Genomic DNA, 17396 nt, shown 5'->3' on the forward strand with positions numbered 1-17396 from the left:
CCATGGCACAGAGCGAAACGGAAAAGCGGACGGCGACGCGTCGCACACGCACGCAGACGGCCGGTCCCGACGCGCAGGCGCAACTGATCCGGGCTGCGGACGAACTGTTCTATCGCGATGGCGTGCGGGCGGTCGGCGTCGACACGGTCGTCGAGCGGGCGGGTGTCAACAAGATGAGCCTGTACCGGCAGTTCTCGTCAAAAGACGATCTTGTCATCGCTTATCTGGAACGTAAGGATGCGCAGTTTTTCGGCTACGTCGAAAAGAGCTTCGCGATGCATCCTGGCGAGCCGGTAAAGCAGCTTCAGCAGTATTTCGACGATCTGGCCGTGCGCGCTTCGGTGGATGACTATCGGGGCTGTCCGTTTGTGAACGTGGCCGTCGAGTTTCCCGATGTGATGCATCCGGCGCGCCAGTTTGTCGTCGGCAACAAGGTGCGGTTGATGGCGCGGATCCTGTCGCTCGCCACCGAAGCGGGCGCGGACGATCCCGAGGCACTCGCCAACGCGCTAGGCCTGCTGATCGAAGGTGTCTATGCGGCGAGCCAGACATACGGTCCCGGCTGCGGACCGATTCTCGCTGCGCCGCGCGTCGCGGCGCAGCTGATCGCTGCGGCGTGCGCAGGCGCGCCGCAGGGCGCGACCTGACATCAGAAGGCACGCGCCGATCGTCGCTCGCGCGTCCCGCAGAACGCTTCTTACGTCGCTGGCAGCAATCCGGCCGACGTGTCGCCGCAACCCAGGCTACTTTGATATCTCCAGCTGCGGCGGAATCCCGCGGGCACCTTCTGTCACCAGCGCGAACTTTCCTTCACCGGTTTTCTGGACGGCCGCGCACCATTTTTCCTGCTGCAGCTTCGGCCATTCGATCTCAACGCAGTACCTGCCGTCGTCGGTGATCATCCACTTGCCGGGCGCATTGCCGGAAAACGGCCGTTGTCCGGGCGGCGTTTCCCAGTTGGCGGTGAATTCGCCTGATGCATCGTTGGTCCAGCGATGCGCAAAACCTCGCGGACTGGTGCTGTTCACCTTCGAGCCGGGAATGACCTGCTGCAGTTCTTCTTTCGACAGCTTTTGCGGATCCTCAGCATGCGCACATGTCCAGACGCACGAGAGCGCAACGATGACCGGAACAGCGTGACGGGTGTTCATGAGCGGTCTCCACGGGAGAATGATCGGAACGGACTGGCCGATCCGCAACATCGCCTGCAAGAGACATTCCGGGGCATAAGCGTCGGGGCTTGCAGCGCGATCGATTCGCCGTCGGGCGCGAAGCTACGTGCGATCCGCGGCAAAACGATTCAGCGTTGCAACGCCGTGCATGAGCGCCGCCGGCAAGGCCGCTAAAATACGGCTTTCCACGTTGTTCTCCCGCCATGCCGCTGTCCGCCGAAACCCGCGAAACGATCCTTTCCGCCACCCGTCACTGGCTGACGCGCGCGGTCATCGGACTGAACCTGTGCCCGTTCGCAAAGAGCGTGCATGTGAAAGACCAGATCCGCTACGCGATCAGCGAGGCCACGGATATGAAAGGCGTGCTGATCGATCTCGAAACCGAACTGCAGACGCTGGTCGACGCTGATCCCGCCGCGATCGATACCACGCTGCTGATCATCCCGAACGCGCTCACGGATTTCCTCGAGTACAACGACTGCCTGTTTTTCGCGGACCGGATGCTGAAGCAGATGCGCGTTGAAGGTGAACTGCAGATCGCGAGCTTTCATCCGCAGTATCAATTCGACGGCACTGAGCCTGACGATATCGAGAACTTCACGAACCGCGCGCCGTATCCGATCCTGCATCTGTTGCGCGAGGCAAGCATCGAGCGCGCCGTCGATGCATTCCCCGACGCCGCCGATATCTACGAACGCAATCAGGAAACGATGCAGCGGCTCGGCCTCGAAGGCTGGCAAAAGTGGATGAGTGAGCCGGCTAAAGAATGAGGTGAAGCTGCACCGCCGGAAGATGAGCACTCAACGCGAAAACCAGACGCGAGCGCTAGACTACTTCCGGCGCGAAAAACCGTTCGTGTAGTTCGCTGAGACCAAGCGTCTCCATCACTTCATTAAGCCGTTCCGCCGGCCGGCGGCGCGGCAGATCCTTGTACTGGGCGATGATGAGTTCGTTCTTCATCGAATGCTCCCAGCCGACAAGTTCCGTCACGCTCACCTGATAGCCATGCGCTTCGAGTTGCAGGCAGCGCAGCACGTTCGTGATCTGGCTCCCGAACTCGCGCGTATGCAGCGGATGGCGCCAGATTTCCGTCAGCGCATGCCCGAGCGACCGGCTCTTGTTGCTGCGCAGCACGCCCGCCACTTCCGCCTGGCAGCACGGCACGACGACGATGTACTTCGCCTTTTTCTCGAGCGCGAAGCGGATCGCGTCGTCGGTGGCGGTGTTGCACGCGTGAAGCGCGGTGACAATATCGATCGTGGCCGGCAGACGCTCCGACGTGATCGATTCGGCCACCGACAGATTCACGAACGACATCCCTTCGAAACCCAGCCGCGACGCCAGTTCTTCTGACTTCGTGACGAGATCCTCGCGCGTCTCGATGCCGTAGATGTGCGACGTGTCGTGCTGCTCCTTGAAAAACAGGTCGTACAGGATAAAACCTAGATAGGACTTGCCCGCGCCGTGATCGACGAGCGTGAGGCTGCCCTGCGCGTCCTTCAGGTCTTTCAGCAGCGGCTCGATGAACTGGAACAGATGGTAGACCTGCTTCAGCTTGCGGCGGCTGTCCTGATTCATTGTGCCGTCGCGCGTGAGGATATGGAGTTCCTTCAGCAGCTCGATCGACTGGTTCGGACGGATTTCGTGGGTTTTAGCCGCTTTCGGCGGCTTCGCGGATTTGGGGGATCGGGTCGACATCGAATTTGTGCAGCGCCAACTGCACCGTGAACGTGCGACAGATGACGGAAGGATTGAAAAGATACTGCCAGTTTACCGAAAAGCGCGGACTCGAACCGGGTGCGTCCGCGCGAAGAGCGAGAAAACAGCCGGCGACACACTGTGCACCTGGAACATTTCATGCCGGAAGCGACAGATCGCGCGCGGTTGCGCGATGCGCGAACGGACGGCAAAACCGCGCTCGCACTTGTGGCACGCGGCAGAAACCATCAACACAAGCAGCTGTTCTGAGCGAACCAGCTAGCGTGTGGGAGGTCGGCACCGGAACATGGGGCCGAACGTTACGTAACCTGCAGCGCGCCGTGTGACCGGACAAGAAGCACGCTCGGACGAAAATGAGGCTGCAATGGACGCGATACCGAACGGAAACGCGGAGCAGAAGTTCCAGGAAATGCTGACGAAGCTTCTCACCACGCCCGCGTGGACTGAAAAGCAGCAGATCGAACTCGAAATGGCGCGCGACATCTCGGTGGAGATGCTGCGGATCGCCGAACTGATGCGTGATGGCGCCGTCGACATGGAAACCTGTCTCACGCTACTCAAATACGCAAAGGTGCTCGACTTCGTGATGACGACGCTCGCCTCACGGCGCGACATCAAACCCCAGACGCTGCGGGTGATCTTCAAGCTCGCCGGTCTGAAGGTCGATGAGGAGTATCCCGGCTGAGCCGTTCCCGGCAGACGCTGGAGGCGGCGCGCAGGGCGAGCCGCCGCACCCGGTTTTTCACGCGCCATCAACTGGCGTGCCTATGCCAGTCGCGGCCCTTCGACGGGCGGCGTGCCGTCATGAAACATCGTCTTCAGTTCCGCGCGCAACTCGGGCGAATCGGTGTGCTTGTGAACAGCGATCGCATGCTGCACGGCGGCCTCGAGCAGTTCGCTTTCCGAATCGGCGGATAGCGCGATCGAGCAGTTCGTTTCGCTCGGACATTCGCGACAGTCGATGTACTTGCGGGTCATGATCGTCTCCTCAAAGGAACAGCGGCGGGACGCGTGGATGTGTCTGCGGGTCGACCTGACTGGACAGCCCGGCACGCGGGAAGCGGGAAGATGAACGCGGCGCGCGCGGCTCCGCATCGAATGGGAAACGATGCTGAAAGTATAGGTTTCGCGCGACGCGAATTCAAAACGTGACCGGCGCGTTTGCTCCCGTCTGCTGTGGATGTGAAAATGGCGGACCTCGCGCCCTTTTCACCCTTCCCTCTTCTTCTGTCTACGCTGCATGCCCCTTTCCCAGGATTCCGTTTCTGTCGCCGTCATCGGCGGCGGCCCCGCTGGACTCATGGCCGCCGAAGCACTGGCGCGGCGCGGCGCGCGTGTCGATGTGTACGACGCGATGCCTTCGGTCGGACGCAAGTTTCTGATGGCCGGCAAGGGCGGCATGAACATCACGCACTCGGAGCCGCTCGCACCGTTCCTCGGCCGGTACGGTGCGCGTCGCGAGCAGATTGCGCCACTGCTCGACGCATTCGGGCCCGACGCGTTGCGCGCGTGGCTGAAGGAACTGGGCATCGAAACGTTCGTCGGCAGTTCGGGCCGCGTCTTCCCGACCGACATGAAGGCCGCGCCGATGCTGCGCGCCTGGCTGCATCGATTGAAGGAAGCGGGCGTGCGGTTTCACATGCGGCACAAGTGGGTCGGCTGGGAGAGGGCGGTCGGCGGACAGCACACGCTACGCTTCACGACGCCATCCGATCGCGGTGAACTTCACGTGAAGGCCGACGCCGTTGTATTCGCGCTCGGCGGCGGCAGCTGGCCACGGCTCGGATCAGACGCATCGTGGGTGCCGCTGATGCAGGCGCGCGACGTGCCCGTCGCACCGCTTCTTCCAGCCAACTGCGGTTTCGACGCCGGTTGGAGCGACTATTTCCGCGAACACTTCGCCGGACAGCCGGTAAAACCCGTCGCCATTTCGGTCATCGATGTAGACAAAAAAGTCCATTATCGAAAAGGTGAGTTCATTTCGACAGAAACGGGCGTCGAGGGAAGTCTGGTGTACGCCCTTTCGTCGGTGATCCGGGACCGGCTGCTGGCCGATGGCGAAGTCGTGATCCACCTCGACCTTGCGCCGGCGCATTCCGCTCTGCGTGTCGTCGACGAGGTCACACGGCCGCGCGGATCACGCTCGATGTCGACGCATCTCCACGGCCGGCTCGGTATCACGGGCGTGAAAGCCGGTTTGCTGCGCGAGTGCCTGTCGAAGGAAGAATTCGCCGACACGCAGCATCTCGCCCATGCGATCAAGGCGTTGCCGCTGCGCCTCACGCGCACGCGGCCAATCGAGGAAGCGATCAGCAGCGCGGGCGGCATCCCGTTCGAAACGCTCGACGCGCGTCTGATGCTGCAGCGGATTCCCGGTGCTTTCTGTGCAGGCGAAATGCTCGACTGGGAGGCGCCGACGGGCGGTTATCTGCTGACGGCGTGCTTCGCGAGCGGGCTGGTTGCAGGGCAAGGCGCCGCCGATTACGTCGGCGCCCTGGCAACACAACCGCCATCGGCGGCGCATCGCTGAACCTCAGCGCGCCTGCAACCGCCACAACGAAGTCACTTCAGCCACGCGCGCGGCGTGCAGCGAATCGCTCGTATCGGTCGATTTCGGATGGCGCGGCTTGATGTCCTCGCGACCCACCAGCTTGAGCCCCGCCCGGTCGATCGCGGCAAGCAGACTTTCGCGCGTACGCAAGCCGAGATGCTCCGCGAAGTCCGACAGGATCAGCCAGCCTTCGCCGCCCGGCGACAGATGATCCGCGAGGCCGTTCAGGAAACCGAGCAGCATCCGGCTGTCGGGATCGAACACCGCGTGTTCGACCGGCGACGCGGGCCGCGCCGGCACCCACGGCGGGTTGCAGATCACGAGCGGCGCGCGGCCTTCAGGAAACAGATCGGCCTGCACGACCTTGACCTGGCGGTTGTAGCCCAGTCGCGTCAAATTTTCGGTTGCGCAGGCGAGCGCGCGCGGATCCTGATCGGTCGCGACGATCTTCTTCACGCCGCGCTTTGCCAGCACCGCCGCCAGTACGCCCGTGCCCGTACCGATATCGAACGCCTTTTCCAGCGAGGGCAACGGCGTACGCGCGACCAGATCCACGTATTCGCCACGCACCGGCGAGAACACGCCGTAGTGTGGATGGATGCGATCCGCGAGCACCGGAATCTCGACGCCCTTTTTGCGCCATTCGTGCGCACCGATCAGCCCGAGGAGTTCACGCAGCGATACGACCGACCGTTCGTCCGTCGCCGGGCCGTACGTCTCGATGCAAGCCTCCCGCACATCCGGCGCGCGACGCAGCGGAATCGTGTAGTCGCCTTCCAGCGGAATCAGCACCATGCCGAGAACGCGCGCGCGTTGCGACTGCGCCTGCCGGTGGAAATTGAACGCGTCTTTCAGCGAGGCCGCTTCCTTGCGCGGATTGCGTTCGACGCGCCGCGTCATCGCCTGCAGCAACTGGCGCGCGTTCTGGAAGTCGCCGCGATACAAGAGCGCCGTGCCTTCGCAGGCGAGACGGTAGGCGGCGTCTGCGGTGAGGCGATCGTCGGCGATGGTCACGCGCTTTGGCGGCGGAACGGCCGCTTCGGAACGCCAGAGGACGGCGCGCGGGCCATCGTCTTCGGGAAGGGTGATCGTGGCGGAGGTGGTCATGGGTACGCGGGGAAGATTCTGGACGGCCGAAAAACGGTCTGTGCCGGCAGCGGCGCGGCCGCTTCCAGCTTTGGCGCGATAGTACCGCTCACCTTCGCGCACGTCTTGCTGTATTTCCTGCGACGGTGGATATCGCGCTGAGCGTATCGCCTGGTCGCCGGGCGGGTATCAGGAGCCGCTCGCCCGGGTCGCGGGCAGCAGCATCGCTGCATGCGTCGAGTGGGTCTGCGTGGCGATGTCCTGTGCCGTCATCCCGCGATTGTCGCGCAGTGCCGGATTGGCGCCACGCGCGAGCAGCAGCTTGATCGTGTCCGCGCGATCGTAGCCGGCGGCCCACATCAGTGCGGTCAGGTCGTTCTTGTACAGCCGGTTCACCTCGACGCCCGCATCCAGCAGCAACTGCACCACGGCCGTCGCACCTTGACCCGCCGCGTATTCCATCGCCGTCTTTCCGACGCGGTCGGTGACCTCGATGTCCGCCTTGTGCTCGAGCAGCATCCTGACGATGGCGTCCGATCCGCCGTAAGCGGCGGCCATCAGCGGCGTGATGCCCGCCACGTCGGCCTGGCTGACATTCGCGCCGTGGTCGATCAACGTGCGCGCCATCCCGGTCGAGCCTTTCTTGCACGCCGTGATCAGCGCCGTGTCGCCAATGCGATTACGCGAATTCGTCGCCGCGCCTGCGGCCAGCGCAGCATTGACGCCCGCTACGTCGCCGATTCTCGCTGCGTTCAGCAATTGCTGGTTGAGACTGGTGTCGTCGGCAGCGACGCTCAAGGACGGCGCGCTACTCAATGCGATGGCCAGCATCGCGACGGCCGCCCGGATGCCCGTCGTTCTCTTCATGATCACGTCTCCCCTTGAAGCGCGTCGCGTCGATTGCGCGACGACGGTTGTCCATATCGGCGCCGAAGTTACTGCAGGTTCGCGATATACGCGGCCAGATTCATGATGTCCTCGTCGCTCAGTCCTTTCGTGACGCTCGTCATGTTGCCGGCGTCGTTGGTGCGCCTGCGTTCGCGGAAGTCCTGCAACTGCTTCACGATGTACGGGTAGTGCTGCCCGGCGACACGCGGAATCTCGTTCTGACCGCTAAAGCCGCCCAGATGGCACATCGTGCACAACACCTCCGCCGACTTGCGACGCCCCGCATCGACGCGCGCCGGATCAGCCTTGTACGGTATCGCTACAACCTGCTGCGCGGCGAAATAGTCGGCGAGATCGAGCATGTCCTCCCGCGACAGGTTTGCCGCCATCGGCGACATGCGCGGATCGGTGCGGCGCCCTTCCTTGAAGTCGCGCAGTTCGAGATAGGTATAGCGCGCGCTCTGGCCAGCGAGAACCGGATAGTCAGACGTGGTTGAATTTCCCATCGGGCCATGACAGGCCGCGCAGACCTGCGCCCTGGCCTTGCCGGCTTCGGCATCGGCACGCGCGACTTCAGCTGGCAGCAGGCTTGCGACGCTCACGCAAAACATCAGCGTCGCCGCCCACGCCCGCCATGTCAGGCGGCGTGGGCGGGCGTCATCGATAGCGGTCACCATGCGCCAGTCACGGCAACGCGAACACGATGACGGAGTTGCCCCGCTTGAAGTCGATCTGCGTGTTCCCGCCCGCGGCGACGGCAACGTACTGCTTGCCGTGCACGGTGTAGGAGACCGCGGGCGCGTTCACGCCGGCGCCGCACTGGAATTCCCAGAGCTTCTTGCCGGTCGCGGCATCGAATGCGCGGAAGAGCCCGTTGCCTTCACCGTTGAACACGAGATTGCCGGCCGTCGCGAGCACGCCGCCGATCAACGGCTGATCGGTCTTGAAGTCCCACGCGATCTTGCCGGTGTCGATGTTGACCGCCGACAGCTTGCCCCACTGAGCCTCAGACGGAATCGTCTTGAATGCGCCGCCGAGCCACAGCTTGCTGCCGCCTGGATAGGCGACGTCTTCGACCTGATAGGTCATCGGTTGATGCAGATTCGCGGCATACGCGAGATGTGTCTTCGGGCTGTAGGCCATTGGCGACCATTCGACGCCGCCATTCGCGCCCGGCAACATCCGCGCGCCGGTCGACGTCGGCAACGTCCACATGTCTTCCTGCGGGATCATCGCCTTCGAGAAGCGGATCAGCTTGCCGGTGCGGCGATCGTTCACGTAGACGTGACCGGTTTTGCCACCGTGAATAATGCCCGGCACCATGTGACCGTCCTTGTCACGGACCTCGACGAGAATCGCCGGGCTCGCGGCGTCGAGGTCCCAGATGTCATGCGCGATGTACTGGAAGTGCCACTTGTATTCGCCGGTATCGAGATTCACCGCGACGAGCGAATCGGTATAGAGGTTGTCTCCCGGACGGATCGCGCCATACAGATCAGGCGACGGATTGCCGACCACGAAATACACCGTGCGCGACTGCCGGTCGACCGCCGGCGTCATCCACACGCCGCCGCCGAGCGTCTTGTAGAAGTCGCCGCCCTTGTCGGCAAGCTGCTTCTGTTCCGCGGCGATGTCGCGTTTCATGTTGCGGCCGGTTGCGTCGTCGGTGGCCCAGACGCCTTCCTGACCTTTGTCGGGAATCGTGTAGAAGGTCCACAGCAGATTGCCGGTGGCGGCATCGAAGGCTTTCACGAAGCCGCGAATACCGTACTCACCGCCATTGGTACCGATCAGCACCTTGTTTTCGACGACCGTCGGCGCCATCGTCTCCGAGTAGCCCTGGTCCGGATTGGCGATCTGCGTTTCCCATAGCAGCTTGCCGGTCTTCGCATCGAGCGCGACGAGTTTCGAATCAAGCGTGCCCATGAAGAGACGATCACCTGAGATCGCCACGCCGCGATTGTTCGGTCCGCAGCAGAATGTCGTGATCGGCCCCATCTTGTGCTTGTAATGCCAGTATTCCTTGCCGGTCACCGCATCGACCGCGTACACGTGATTGAACGACGTCGTCAGGAACATGATGCCGTTCGACACGATCGGCGCGGTTTCCATCGATTCGTTCACGGCCGTCTGGACAATGAAAACTGGCCTCAGCTTCGCGACGTTGGTGGTATTGATCTGGGTGCCGGGGTAATAACGCGTCTGCGCGTACGAACCGTTCGGATGAATCCAGTCTCCAGCGCGCGTGTTCGCTGAATCCAGCTGCTGCTGGGAGACCGGCTGAAGGACGGGCGGCATCGGCGTAGTGGTGGTCGTCGCGCTGTTCTCTACTTCGTCGGCGGCGAATGCTGCGGTTGCGCTAATCATCAGCGCAATTGAGACGCAAAGGGACCGGGTATAGCGGGATGGATGCATGGATGTCTCCTCGACTTTTTTGCTTAGGGTATTTGCATGCAAATACGACGCTGCGCCATGAAGCGGATGCGTCGGGTGCCGGATGGCACAACCCTTTCGGTCGCGAAAACGTCCGAAAATCTGGATTGCTTCTTTAGGGGGTTGATGTGCGGGGGATGGGAGCCGGTGAGCGCTCTCTCATCAGAGCCGGCCTACCAAGCGTAGGCGATGATGACCCTCTTTTCTACCCGGTTATACGCGGTAAGGGCCGGAAGCAGGACGAACGTGAGCAAGCGTGAAGGAATGTGAGCGAACCGGAGAAGTGGCCCACCAAAACAAAACGGGCTACGCGTTTCCGCGTAGCCCGTCGTTCATGCTTTGGTGCCCCCTGTCTGATTCGAACAGACCACCTCATGATTACAAGTCAAGTGCTCTACCAAATGAGCTAAGGGGGCATCGGACGGCGATTTTACTTCATTTCACGACCTTGAGGTGACCTCTTCCGCCACCTTTTGATCCATCGTCGTCAGGTTTCGGAGCGTCGCCTGCGTCTTCGGGCTTTTGCGCCGTAGTTGAAGCGCGCGAGTCAGCCTCAACCGCCGCCGGCGCGTTTCCACCGATGGCCGTCGGCGTACCGACGCCCCGCGTGTCAATGCCCGTCGACGCGTCGTCTTCTTCGCTCGAATCCGCCGCTTCACCACCCGGAGAATCAACCGGGAACGCCATGCCCTGACCGTTCTCGCGTGCGTAGATGGCGAGCACGTTCGCGACCGGCACTTCGATCCGGTGCGACTTCCCCGAGAAACGCGCGTTGAACTCGACGAGTTCATTGCCCATCTGCAACTGGCTCGTCGCCTCGAAGCTGATGTTCAGCACGATTTCGTTGTCACGCACAAACTGGCGCGGCACGCGTGTCTGGTTGTCGACCCGTACCGCGATGTGCGGCGTGTAGCCGTTATCCGTGCACCACTCGTACAGCGCGCGCAGCAGGTAAGGCTTCGTGGAAATCTCTTGCATCAACATTCCTCTTACCGGGCGAAAGCATCACGCGATCAAGGCAACCCGCGCGACGCCCTCACCCCAAAGCCAGACTCAACGACGCATCACCTTTTCCGAAGGCGTCAGCGCTTCGATATAGGCCGGACGGCTGAAAATGCGTTCGGCGTACTTCATCAGCGGTGCAGCATTCTTCGACAGCTCGATGCCGTAGTGATCCAGACGCCACAACAGCGGCGCGATCGCCACGTCGAGCATCGAGAACTCTTCGCCGAGCATGTACTTGTTCTTCAGGAAGATCGGTGCGAGCTGCGTCAGACGGTCACGAATCGCGATACGCGCCTTTTCGTGATTCTTCTCGGCTGCCTTGCCCTTTTCGTTTTCCAGCGTGCCGACGTGCACGAACAGTTCCTTCTCGAAGTTGAGCAGGAAGAGGCGCGCGCGGGCGCGTTGCACCGGGTCGGCGGGCATCAGTTGCGGATGCGGGAAGCGCTCGTCGATGTACTCGTTGATGATGTTCGATTCGTACAGAATCAGATCCCGTTCGACGAGGATTGGCACCTGACCGTACGGATTCATCACGGCGATGTCTTCCGGCTTGTTGAACAGATCGACGTCGCGGATCTCGAAGTCCATGCCCTTTTCGAACAACACCAGCCGGCAGCGCTGGGAGAAGGGGCAAGTCGTGCCAGAGTACAGAACCATCATGTTTACATTTCCTCAAAAAGCTGAAGGGCCAGCGCGGAAAAACCGCCTCGCGGTTTCTCCTTGCGCCGGCCCCACGCCGGTTATGGCGTGATTATTTGATATCTTTCCAGTACGCGGCGTTCAATCGCCAGGCGAAAAAGCTCAGGATGCCAAGGAACAGCAGCACCCACACGCCCAGCCGTTTGCGCGTCTGCTGCGCGGGTTCGGACATCCACGACAGGTACGACACGAGGTCGGCAACAGCAGAATCATAATCTACTGGCGACATCGTCCCCGGCGTGACCTGCTGGTAGCCGACGAACTTGCGGAGCTTTTCGCCCGTCTTTTCGTCGATGTCGTCCTCGAACTTCGCGGTTCGCTGGCCCTGGAGCTGCCACAACACGTGCGGCATGCTCACATTGTCGTACACCATATTGTTCCAGCCTGTCGGCCGTGTGTCATCGCGGTAAAAACTGCGCAGGTACGTATACAGCCAATCCTTGTTGCGCGCCCGCGCTTCCACCGACAGATCCGGCGGTTGCGCCCCGAACCACGCTTTCGCGTCGTCAGGCCGCATCGCCACCGACATCGTGTTACCCACCTTGTCAGTCGTGAACAACAGGTTTTTCTCGATTTCCTTCTGCGAAATGCCCAGATCCTGCAGGCGGTTGTATCGCATCAGGTTCGCGCTATGGCAATTCAGGCAATAGTTTACAAACAATTGCGCGCCACGCTGCAAGGAGGCGAAATTGTCCGCGTTATCGGGCGCGCGGTCGAGCGGGAAATTCTCGTCCGCGTGCGCCGGACTCACCATCAGCGCGAAGGTCGCCGCGCCAATCAGCGCGAGCGTCGAAAGCAGTTTTTTCATTGTGGGTTCTCCTGGCGCGCGTTAGTGAGGCTTGAACCGGACCCGTTCGGGCGGCTGTTTAAACCGTCCGAGCCGTGTCCAGAACGGCATGCCGAGGAAGAACGCAAAGTAAATCAGTGCACAGATCTGCGCGATCAGCGTCGATGCGGGCGATGGCGGCTTCGTTCCAAGGAAGCCCAGCGTCAGGAACGCCAGCACGAAGATCCCGTAAAACACCTTGTGAAAGAACGGCCGGTAGCGGATCGATTTCACCGGTGACTGGTCGAGCCACGGCAGGAAGAACAGCGACACCACCGCCGTTCCCATCACCACGACACCCCAGAACTTCGACTCGGTGAACGCCATCGCCAGGATCACGAGCACGGCGAGCACCGGCAGGCCGAGCTTCCACGTGCCGCGCGCCCGTACCAGCGCGAGCAGGCCGAGCAACGCGATCACGACCATCAGGACGATCTTGAACGGATCGGTGGTGGCGCGCAGCATCGCGTAGAACGCGGTGAAGTACCACACCGGCGCGATTTCCGGCGGCGTCTGCAGCGGATTCGCCGGGACGAAGTTATTCGCCTCGAGGAAGTACCCGCCCATCTCCGGCGCGAAAAAGAGGATCGCGGCGAAGATTAACAGGAACACGGCGACGCCAAGAAAATCGTGGACGGAGTAGTACGGATGGAACGGGATGCCGTCGATCGGTTTGCCGTTCGCGTCCTTCTTCGCCTTGATCTCGATTCCGTCCGGATTGTTCGAGCCCACTTCATGCAGCGCCACGATGTGAGCGATCACCAGCCCGATCAGCACCAGCGGAATGGCGACCACGTGAAACGCGAAGAAACGGTTCAGCGTGACGTCCGACACGACGTAATCACCGCGAATCCACAGCGACAGATCCGGCCCGATAAACGGAATCGCCGAGAACAGGTTCACGATCACCTGCGCGCCCCAGAACGACATCTGGCCCCACGGCAGCAGGTAGCCGAAGAACGCCTCGGCCATCAGGCTCAGGAAAATCGCGCAACCGAAGATCCACACGAGTTCGCGCGGCTTGCGGTACGAGCCGTAAAGCAGCCCGCGAAACATGTGCAGATACACGACGACGAAGAACATCGACGCGCCCGTCGAGTGCATATAGCGGATCAGCCAGCCCCACGGCACCTCGCGCATGATGTACTCGACCGACGAGAACGCGAGCGTCGCGTCGGGCTTGTAGTTCATCGTCAGGAAAATACCTGTGACGATCTGGTTCACCAGCACCAGCAGCGCCAGCGAGCCGAAGAAATACCAGAAGTTGAAGTTCTTCGGCGCGTAGTACTCGGAGACGTGCTTCTTCCATGCCGCCGTCATCGGAAAACGGCGGTCGATCCAGCCGGCCAGCCCGGTCGTCCCCACTTCGTGTTCGATCGCCATTTACGCTTCTCCTTTCTCGTCCTTGCCGATCACGAGCTGATTCGCCGACGTGAACATATAGGGCGGAATGTCGAGGTTTTGCGGAGCAGGTTTGTTCTTGAAGACGCGGCCGGCCATGTCATAGGTCGAACCGTGGCACGGGCACAGGAAGCCACCAGGCCAGTCGTCGGGAAGACTGGGCTGCGCCCCCTCCTGGAAGCGTGGCGTCGGCGTGCAGCCCAGATGGGTGCACACAGCGACGGCGACGAAGATGTTCTTGCGGTCAGCGCGGGCGCGGAATTCGTTCTTGCAGTAATCCGGCTCCGCCATCGTGAAGGGTTTCTTGCTGTCCGGGTCAGCGACTTCCTGATCGGCTTTTTTAACGTCGGCGAGCATCTTGTCGGTGCGGTTGATGATCCACACCGGCTTGCCACGCCATGCCACGGTCATCATGTCGCCGGGCTTCAGGTTGCTGATATCGACTTCGACCGGGGCGCCAGCCGCCTTGGCCTTTTCAGATGGTGCAAACGAACTAACAAAGGGCACTACAGTGGCAACTCCTCCTACGCCACCTGCTACGGTCGTCGCAATCAGCCAGGTACGACGGCTGCCGTCGACGCGTTCATCTTCCTTGTCTCGCATCACACGCCCCACTTCTGAGTTGGATTTTTCCGTCAAGCCGGTTCTACCGCCGCTAGTTTGCTCGAATGGAGTCGGCATTTACAAGGGCCGAATACCAAAAAGCGTGCGAAGTCTTTGATAAATCAGGGTATTCCCGCACGAATCGCAAACTTTTTTATGCGGTTTCTTAAGCGCTCCCTCCGTTATCCAGCCTTTTTGTTCACTAATTGCCTGAAATGTCAGACCGGATTATGGATATCGATAAAGAGATGCTCGAGATCGAATGTCTCGGACAAATGCGCGCCGACTGCCTGAACGCCGAAACGCTCGGTCGCGTGATGGCCGGCCGCGAGGAACGCCACGCCGCTTTCGGCTGCCGTGTGCGTGGTCGACTCGGAGACTTCGCCTGTGAGGAACACGTCGGCGCCGGCGTCGATCGCGGCGTCGAAATAGCTTTGCGCGGCGCCCGTGCACCACGCGACGCGCCGCAGATCGCGGTCCGGGTCGCCAAGCACAAGCGGCGTGCGGCCGAGCGTCTGCTCGACCTGCGCGGTGAAGTGCGCGAGCGTGACGGGCGTAGGTAGCGTACTGAGCCAGCCGAGGTCGGTGTCGCCAAAGCGGGCGTCGTCGGCGATCCAGCCCATTTTTGCGCCGAGTTGCGCGTTGTTGCCGAATTCCGGATGGTCGTCGAGCGGCAGATGGTAGGCGAACAGGTTCAGGTCGTTCTGGATCAGCAGCTTGATGCGGCCATGTTTGCGGCCCGTGATCTGCGGTGCTTCGTTGCGCCAGAAATAGCCGTGATGCACGAACACGGCGTCCGCGCCCCACTCGATCGCCGCCTCCAGAAAGGCCGCGGAGGCCGTCACGCCGGTCGCGATCTTTTTTATCCGGCGGCGCCCTTCAACCTGCAGACCATTAGGGCAATAGTCCTTGAACCTCGCGGTTTGCAGAAGATTGTTCAAGTACAATTCCAGTTCGATCCGATCCATATAAACCTCTAATATCTTCAGATGCTTAGACGCTTTTGGCTGTTCTTCGCCCAGGCGGTAACGGTACTGCTGGCGCTGATGTTCATCATTGCGACGCTCAAGCCGCAATGGCTGCAGCGCCAGGGCCAGTTTGGCAAGCAGCTCGCCGAACCGATCGTTGCCCTGCGTGAAGTAGCGCCAGGCATCGGCGGTGGCAGTGGCTCCGCGCAGGCTTCGTACGCCGACGCGGCGTACAAGGCCATGCCGGCGGTCGTCAACGTGTTCTCCAGCAAGGACGGCTCGCTTCCGCCCGACCCGCGCGCGAAAGATCCGCTCTTCCGCTATTTCTTCGGCGACAAGAACAATAACCGCAAGCAGCAGGAACAGCCCGCGGCCAATCTTGGCTCGGGTGTCATCGTGAGTTCGGAAGGTTACATTCTAACGAACCAGCACGTGGTGGACGGCGCGGATCAGATCGAAATTGCGCTCGCCGACGGCCGCACGACTAACGCGAAGGTGATCGGCGTCGATCCTGAGACGGATCTGGCCGTGCTGAAAGTCAACATGACCAATCTGCCGACGATCACGCTTGGCCGCATGGACCAGACGCGCGTCGGCGACGTGGTGCTCGCGATCGGTAACCCGTTCGGCGTCGGCCAGACGGTGACGATGGGCATCGTCAGCGCGCTGGGGCGCAATCACCTCGGCATCAACACATTCGAAAACTTCATCCAGACCGATGCGGCGATCAACCCGGGCAACTCGGGCGGCGCGCTGGTCGACGTGAACGGCAACCTGCTCGGCATCAATACGGCCATCTACTCGCGCTCGGGCGGGTCGCTCGGTATTGGCTTCGCGATCCCGGTCTCGACGGCGCGCAGCGTGCTGGAAAGCATCATCACGACGGGTTCGGTGACGCGCGGCTGGATCGGCGTCGAGCCGCAGGACGTGACGCCGGAGATCGCGGAGTCGTTCGGGCTGCAGCAGAAGTCGGGCGCGATCGTCGCGGGCGTGCTGCAGGGCGGCCCGGCCGACAAGGCTGGCGTCAAGCCGGGTGACATCCTGCTGAACGTGAACGGTGAGGACATCACGGATACGACGCGTCTTCTGAACGTGATCGCGCAGATCAAGCCGGGTACGAGCGCGAAGGTTCATCTGGTACGCAAGAACAGGGAGCTCGATCTGGACGTGATGATCGGCAAGCGCCCGCCGCCGCCAAAGCAGCCCGCGGACCAGGGCGATGATCAGGGCGACGAGGGGGGTTGAGCCCCGCCGCCTAGCTCGTCGGCGTACTTTCTTCTTCCTTCACGACCGGCTGCTTGCCGACAATCAACCGCGCGGCGATGATCCCGGCTTCGTAGAGAATGATCAGCGGAATCGCCAGAATCAGCTGCGAAAACACGTCTGGTGGCGTCACAACAGCCGAAATGACAAACGCGCCGACGATCACATACGGACGGATCTCCCTCAGCTTCTTGACCGAGAGAATGCCCATGCGCACCAGCAGCACGACCACGATCGGCACCTCGAACGTCACGCCGAACGCGATGAACATCGTCAGCACGAAGCTCAGATAATTATCGATATCGGTGGTCATTTCCGCGCCGAGCGGCGCGTTGTAGTGCGCCATCACGCGAAAAATCGTCGGAAACACGACAAAGTACGCGAACGCCATGCCGCACAGAAAGAGCGCATAGCTGCTCCCGACGAGCGGCACCACCAGCTTCTTCTCGTGTTGATACAGCCCGGGCGCGACGAACGCCCAGATCTGATACAGCACGACCGGCAGCGCGATCACAAGCGCGACGAGCATCGTCACCTTCATCGGCACGAAAAACGAGCCGGTGACGTCGGTGACGATCATCTTGCCGTCCTTCGGCAGGTTCTGCATCAGCGGACGCGCGAGCAGGCGGAAAATATCCGGCGCCCAGTAGACGAGCCCGAGAAACACGACGATGACCGAGATGCCTGCCCGGATGATGCGGTCGCGTAGTTCGACGAGATGCGAGATGAAGGTTTCTTCAGGGGCATCGCCCTGGTTTTGCTGGGGGTCGCTCACGCCGGCC

19 protein-coding genes and 1 tRNA gene are annotated in these 17396 nt (G+C 61.7%); 5 read left to right on the plus strand and 15 right to left on the minus strand.

The genetic code is table 11. The features are described 5' to 3' along the window. Nucleotides 1-2 precede the first annotated feature (2 nt). Nucleotides 3-647: a TetR/AcrR family transcriptional regulator gene (locus tag P3T16_RS28545; RefSeq protein ID WP_429344828.1), complete on the plus strand. Its 645-nt coding sequence runs from the start codon at nucleotides 3-5 to the stop codon at nucleotides 645-647. Between the two features lie 96 nt (nucleotides 648-743). Here P3T16_RS28545 and P3T16_RS28550 read toward each other — a convergent pair whose 3' ends face one another. Next, nucleotides 744-1151, minus strand: coding sequence for a hypothetical protein (locus P3T16_RS28550; RefSeq protein WP_429344829.1), 408 nt, complete (start codon nucleotides 1149-1151; stop codon nucleotides 744-746). 224 nt (nucleotides 1152-1375) lie between these two features. On the opposite strand from P3T16_RS28550, the gene P3T16_RS28555 reads away from it, so the two are divergent. After that, nucleotides 1376-1942 (plus strand): DUF1415 domain-containing protein, encoded by a 567-nt coding sequence (locus P3T16_RS28555; protein WP_429344830.1) that lies wholly within the window; start codon nucleotides 1376-1378, stop codon nucleotides 1940-1942. Nucleotides 1943-1997: 55 nt separating this feature from the next. Here the strand turns inward: P3T16_RS28555 and P3T16_RS28560 are convergent, their stop codons facing one another. Then, complete coding sequence (locus P3T16_RS28560; protein ID WP_429344831.1) at nucleotides 1998-2870, minus strand: class I SAM-dependent methyltransferase; 873 nt, start codon at nucleotides 2868-2870, stop codon at nucleotides 1998-2000. A gap of 385 nt (nucleotides 2871-3255) precedes the next feature. On the opposite strand from P3T16_RS28560, the gene P3T16_RS28565 reads away from it, so the two are divergent. Next, complete coding sequence (locus P3T16_RS28565; protein ID WP_429259364.1) at nucleotides 3256-3576, plus strand: DNA-binding protein; 321 nt, start codon at nucleotides 3256-3258, stop codon at nucleotides 3574-3576. A gap of 80 nt (nucleotides 3577-3656) precedes the next feature. On the opposite strand, the gene P3T16_RS28570 is transcribed toward P3T16_RS28565, so the two are convergent. After that, entirely contained in the window at nucleotides 3657-3869 is a 213-nt protein-coding gene (locus tag P3T16_RS28570) for a DUF1059 domain-containing protein (RefSeq protein WP_429344832.1), read from the minus strand. A gap of 262 nt (nucleotides 3870-4131) precedes the next feature. Here P3T16_RS28570 and P3T16_RS28575 point away from each other — a divergent pair, with 262 nt between their 5' ends. Further along, on the plus strand, nucleotides 4132-5421 hold the full coding sequence (locus P3T16_RS28575) for an NAD(P)/FAD-dependent oxidoreductase (RefSeq protein ID WP_429344833.1): 1290 nt from the start codon (nucleotides 4132-4134) through the stop codon (nucleotides 5419-5421). A gap of 3 nt (nucleotides 5422-5424) precedes the next feature. Here P3T16_RS28575 and P3T16_RS28580 read toward each other — a convergent pair whose 3' ends face one another. The 11 genes from P3T16_RS28580 to P3T16_RS28630 form a co-directional block, all read right to left on the minus strand. Further along, nucleotides 5425-6549: a methyltransferase gene (locus tag P3T16_RS28580; RefSeq protein WP_429344834.1), complete on the minus strand. Its 1125-nt coding sequence runs from the start codon at nucleotides 6547-6549 to the stop codon at nucleotides 5425-5427. A 168-nt stretch (nucleotides 6550-6717) separates the two neighbouring features. Continuing rightward, the gene (locus tag P3T16_RS28585; RefSeq protein ID WP_429344835.1) at nucleotides 6718-7395 is read right to left on the minus strand and encodes an ankyrin repeat domain-containing protein; all 678 of its coding nucleotides are present in this window, start codon (nucleotides 7393-7395) and stop codon (nucleotides 6718-6720) included. A gap of 68 nt (nucleotides 7396-7463) precedes the next feature. After that, the gene (locus tag P3T16_RS28590) at nucleotides 7464-8027 is read right to left on the minus strand and encodes a c-type cytochrome (protein ID WP_429344873.1); all 564 of its coding nucleotides are present in this window, start codon (nucleotides 8025-8027) and stop codon (nucleotides 7464-7466) included. A 73-nt stretch (nucleotides 8028-8100) separates the two neighbouring features. Then, nucleotides 8101-9783 carry a pyrroloquinoline quinone-dependent dehydrogenase gene (locus tag P3T16_RS28595; protein ID WP_429344874.1) on the minus strand — a complete coding sequence of 561 codons (1683 nt, stop codon included), beginning with the start codon at nucleotides 9781-9783 and terminating at the stop codon, nucleotides 8101-8103. Between the two features lie 406 nt (nucleotides 9784-10189). After that, nucleotides 10190-10265, minus strand: a tRNA-Thr gene (locus tag P3T16_RS28600). A gap of 19 nt (nucleotides 10266-10284) precedes the next feature. Further along, the gene (locus P3T16_RS28605; RefSeq protein ID WP_429344836.1) at nucleotides 10285-10827 is read right to left on the minus strand and encodes a ClpXP protease specificity-enhancing factor; all 543 of its coding nucleotides are present in this window, start codon (nucleotides 10825-10827) and stop codon (nucleotides 10285-10287) included. A 75-nt stretch (nucleotides 10828-10902) separates the two neighbouring features. Further along, nucleotides 10903-11514, minus strand: coding sequence for a glutathione S-transferase N-terminal domain-containing protein (locus P3T16_RS28610; RefSeq protein WP_090537322.1), 612 nt, complete (start codon nucleotides 11512-11514; stop codon nucleotides 10903-10905). A gap of 91 nt (nucleotides 11515-11605) precedes the next feature. Further along, complete coding sequence (locus P3T16_RS28615) at nucleotides 11606-12361, minus strand: cytochrome c1 (protein WP_429259358.1); 756 nt, start codon at nucleotides 12359-12361, stop codon at nucleotides 11606-11608. 21 nt (nucleotides 12362-12382) lie between these two features. Continuing rightward, nucleotides 12383-13762, minus strand: coding sequence for a cytochrome b (locus P3T16_RS28620; RefSeq protein ID WP_429344837.1), 1380 nt, complete (start codon nucleotides 13760-13762; stop codon nucleotides 12383-12385). After that, complete coding sequence (petA, locus tag P3T16_RS28625) at nucleotides 13763-14383, minus strand: ubiquinol-cytochrome c reductase iron-sulfur subunit (RefSeq protein WP_429344838.1); 621 nt, start codon at nucleotides 14381-14383, stop codon at nucleotides 13763-13765. 218 nt (nucleotides 14384-14601) lie between these two features. Then, nucleotides 14602-15351, minus strand: coding sequence for a Nif3-like dinuclear metal center hexameric protein (locus P3T16_RS28630; RefSeq protein WP_429344839.1), 750 nt, complete (start codon nucleotides 15349-15351; stop codon nucleotides 14602-14604). Between the two features lie 21 nt (nucleotides 15352-15372). Here P3T16_RS28630 and P3T16_RS28635 point away from each other — a divergent pair, with 21 nt between their 5' ends. Further along, complete coding sequence (locus P3T16_RS28635; RefSeq protein WP_429344840.1) at nucleotides 15373-16596, plus strand: Do family serine endopeptidase; 1224 nt, start codon at nucleotides 15373-15375, stop codon at nucleotides 16594-16596. Between the two features lie 10 nt (nucleotides 16597-16606). Here the strand turns inward: P3T16_RS28635 and tatC are convergent, their stop codons facing one another. Further along, the gene (gene tatC, locus P3T16_RS28640) at nucleotides 16607-17389 is read right to left on the minus strand and encodes a twin-arginine translocase subunit TatC (RefSeq protein WP_429259353.1); all 783 of its coding nucleotides are present in this window, start codon (nucleotides 17387-17389) and stop codon (nucleotides 16607-16609) included. Nucleotides 17390-17396 lie beyond the last annotated feature (7 nt).

Source organism: Paraburkholderia sp. GAS42, assembly GCF_050436565.1.
In the GTDB taxonomy this organism is placed as follows: domain Bacteria; phylum Pseudomonadota; class Gammaproteobacteria; order Burkholderiales; family Burkholderiaceae; genus Paraburkholderia.

Excerpts from the sequence above, each read along its gene's own strand:
- P3T16_RS28580 (WP_429344834.1), bottom strand. The coding sequence starts at position 6,549 with ATGACCACCTCCGCCACGATCACCCTTCCCGAAGACGATGGCCCGCGC.
- petA (WP_429344838.1), bottom strand. The coding sequence starts at position 14,383 with ATGCGAGACAAGGAAGATGAACGCGTCGACGGCAGCCGTCGTACCTGG.
- P3T16_RS28630 (WP_429344839.1), bottom strand. The coding sequence starts at position 15,351 with ATGGATCGGATCGAACTGGAATTGTACTTGAACAATCTTCTGCAAACC.
- P3T16_RS28595 (WP_429344874.1), bottom strand. The coding sequence starts at position 9,783 with ATGATTAGCGCAACCGCAGCATTCGCCGCCGACGAAGTAGAGAACAGC.
- P3T16_RS28570 (WP_429344832.1), bottom strand. The coding sequence starts at position 3,869 with ATGACCCGCAAGTACATCGACTGTCGCGAATGTCCGAGCGAAACGAAC.
- P3T16_RS28610 (WP_090537322.1), bottom strand. The coding sequence starts at position 11,514 with ATGATGGTTCTGTACTCTGGCACGACTTGCCCCTTCTCCCAGCGCTGC.
- P3T16_RS28575 (WP_429344833.1), top strand. The coding sequence starts at position 4,132 with ATGCCCCTTTCCCAGGATTCCGTTTCTGTCGCCGTCATCGGCGGCGGC.
- P3T16_RS28555 (WP_429344830.1), top strand. The coding sequence starts at position 1,376 with ATGCCGCTGTCCGCCGAAACCCGCGAAACGATCCTTTCCGCCACCCGT.
- P3T16_RS28615 (WP_429259358.1), bottom strand. The coding sequence starts at position 12,361 with ATGAAAAAACTGCTTTCGACGCTCGCGCTGATTGGCGCGGCGACCTTC.
- P3T16_RS28565 (WP_429259364.1), top strand. The coding sequence starts at position 3,256 with ATGGACGCGATACCGAACGGAAACGCGGAGCAGAAGTTCCAGGAAATG.
- P3T16_RS28550 (WP_429344829.1), bottom strand. The coding sequence starts at position 1,151 with ATGAACACCCGTCACGCTGTTCCGGTCATCGTTGCGCTCTCGTGCGTC.
- P3T16_RS28545 (WP_429344828.1), top strand. The coding sequence starts at position 3 with ATGGCACAGAGCGAAACGGAAAAGCGGACGGCGACGCGTCGCACACGC.
- P3T16_RS28635 (WP_429344840.1), top strand. The coding sequence starts at position 15,373 with ATGCTTAGACGCTTTTGGCTGTTCTTCGCCCAGGCGGTAACGGTACTG.
- P3T16_RS28560 (WP_429344831.1), bottom strand. The coding sequence starts at position 2,870 with ATGTCGACCCGATCCCCCAAATCCGCGAAGCCGCCGAAAGCGGCTAAA.
- P3T16_RS28585 (WP_429344835.1), bottom strand. The coding sequence starts at position 7,395 with ATGAAGAGAACGACGGGCATCCGGGCGGCCGTCGCGATGCTGGCCATC.
- P3T16_RS28590 (WP_429344873.1), bottom strand. The coding sequence starts at position 8,027 with ATGTTTTGCGTGAGCGTCGCAAGCCTGCTGCCAGCTGAAGTCGCGCGT.
- P3T16_RS28620 (WP_429344837.1), bottom strand. The coding sequence starts at position 13,762 with ATGGCGATCGAACACGAAGTGGGGACGACCGGGCTGGCCGGCTGGATC.
- P3T16_RS28605 (WP_429344836.1), bottom strand. The coding sequence starts at position 10,827 with ATGCAAGAGATTTCCACGAAGCCTTACCTGCTGCGCGCGCTGTACGAG.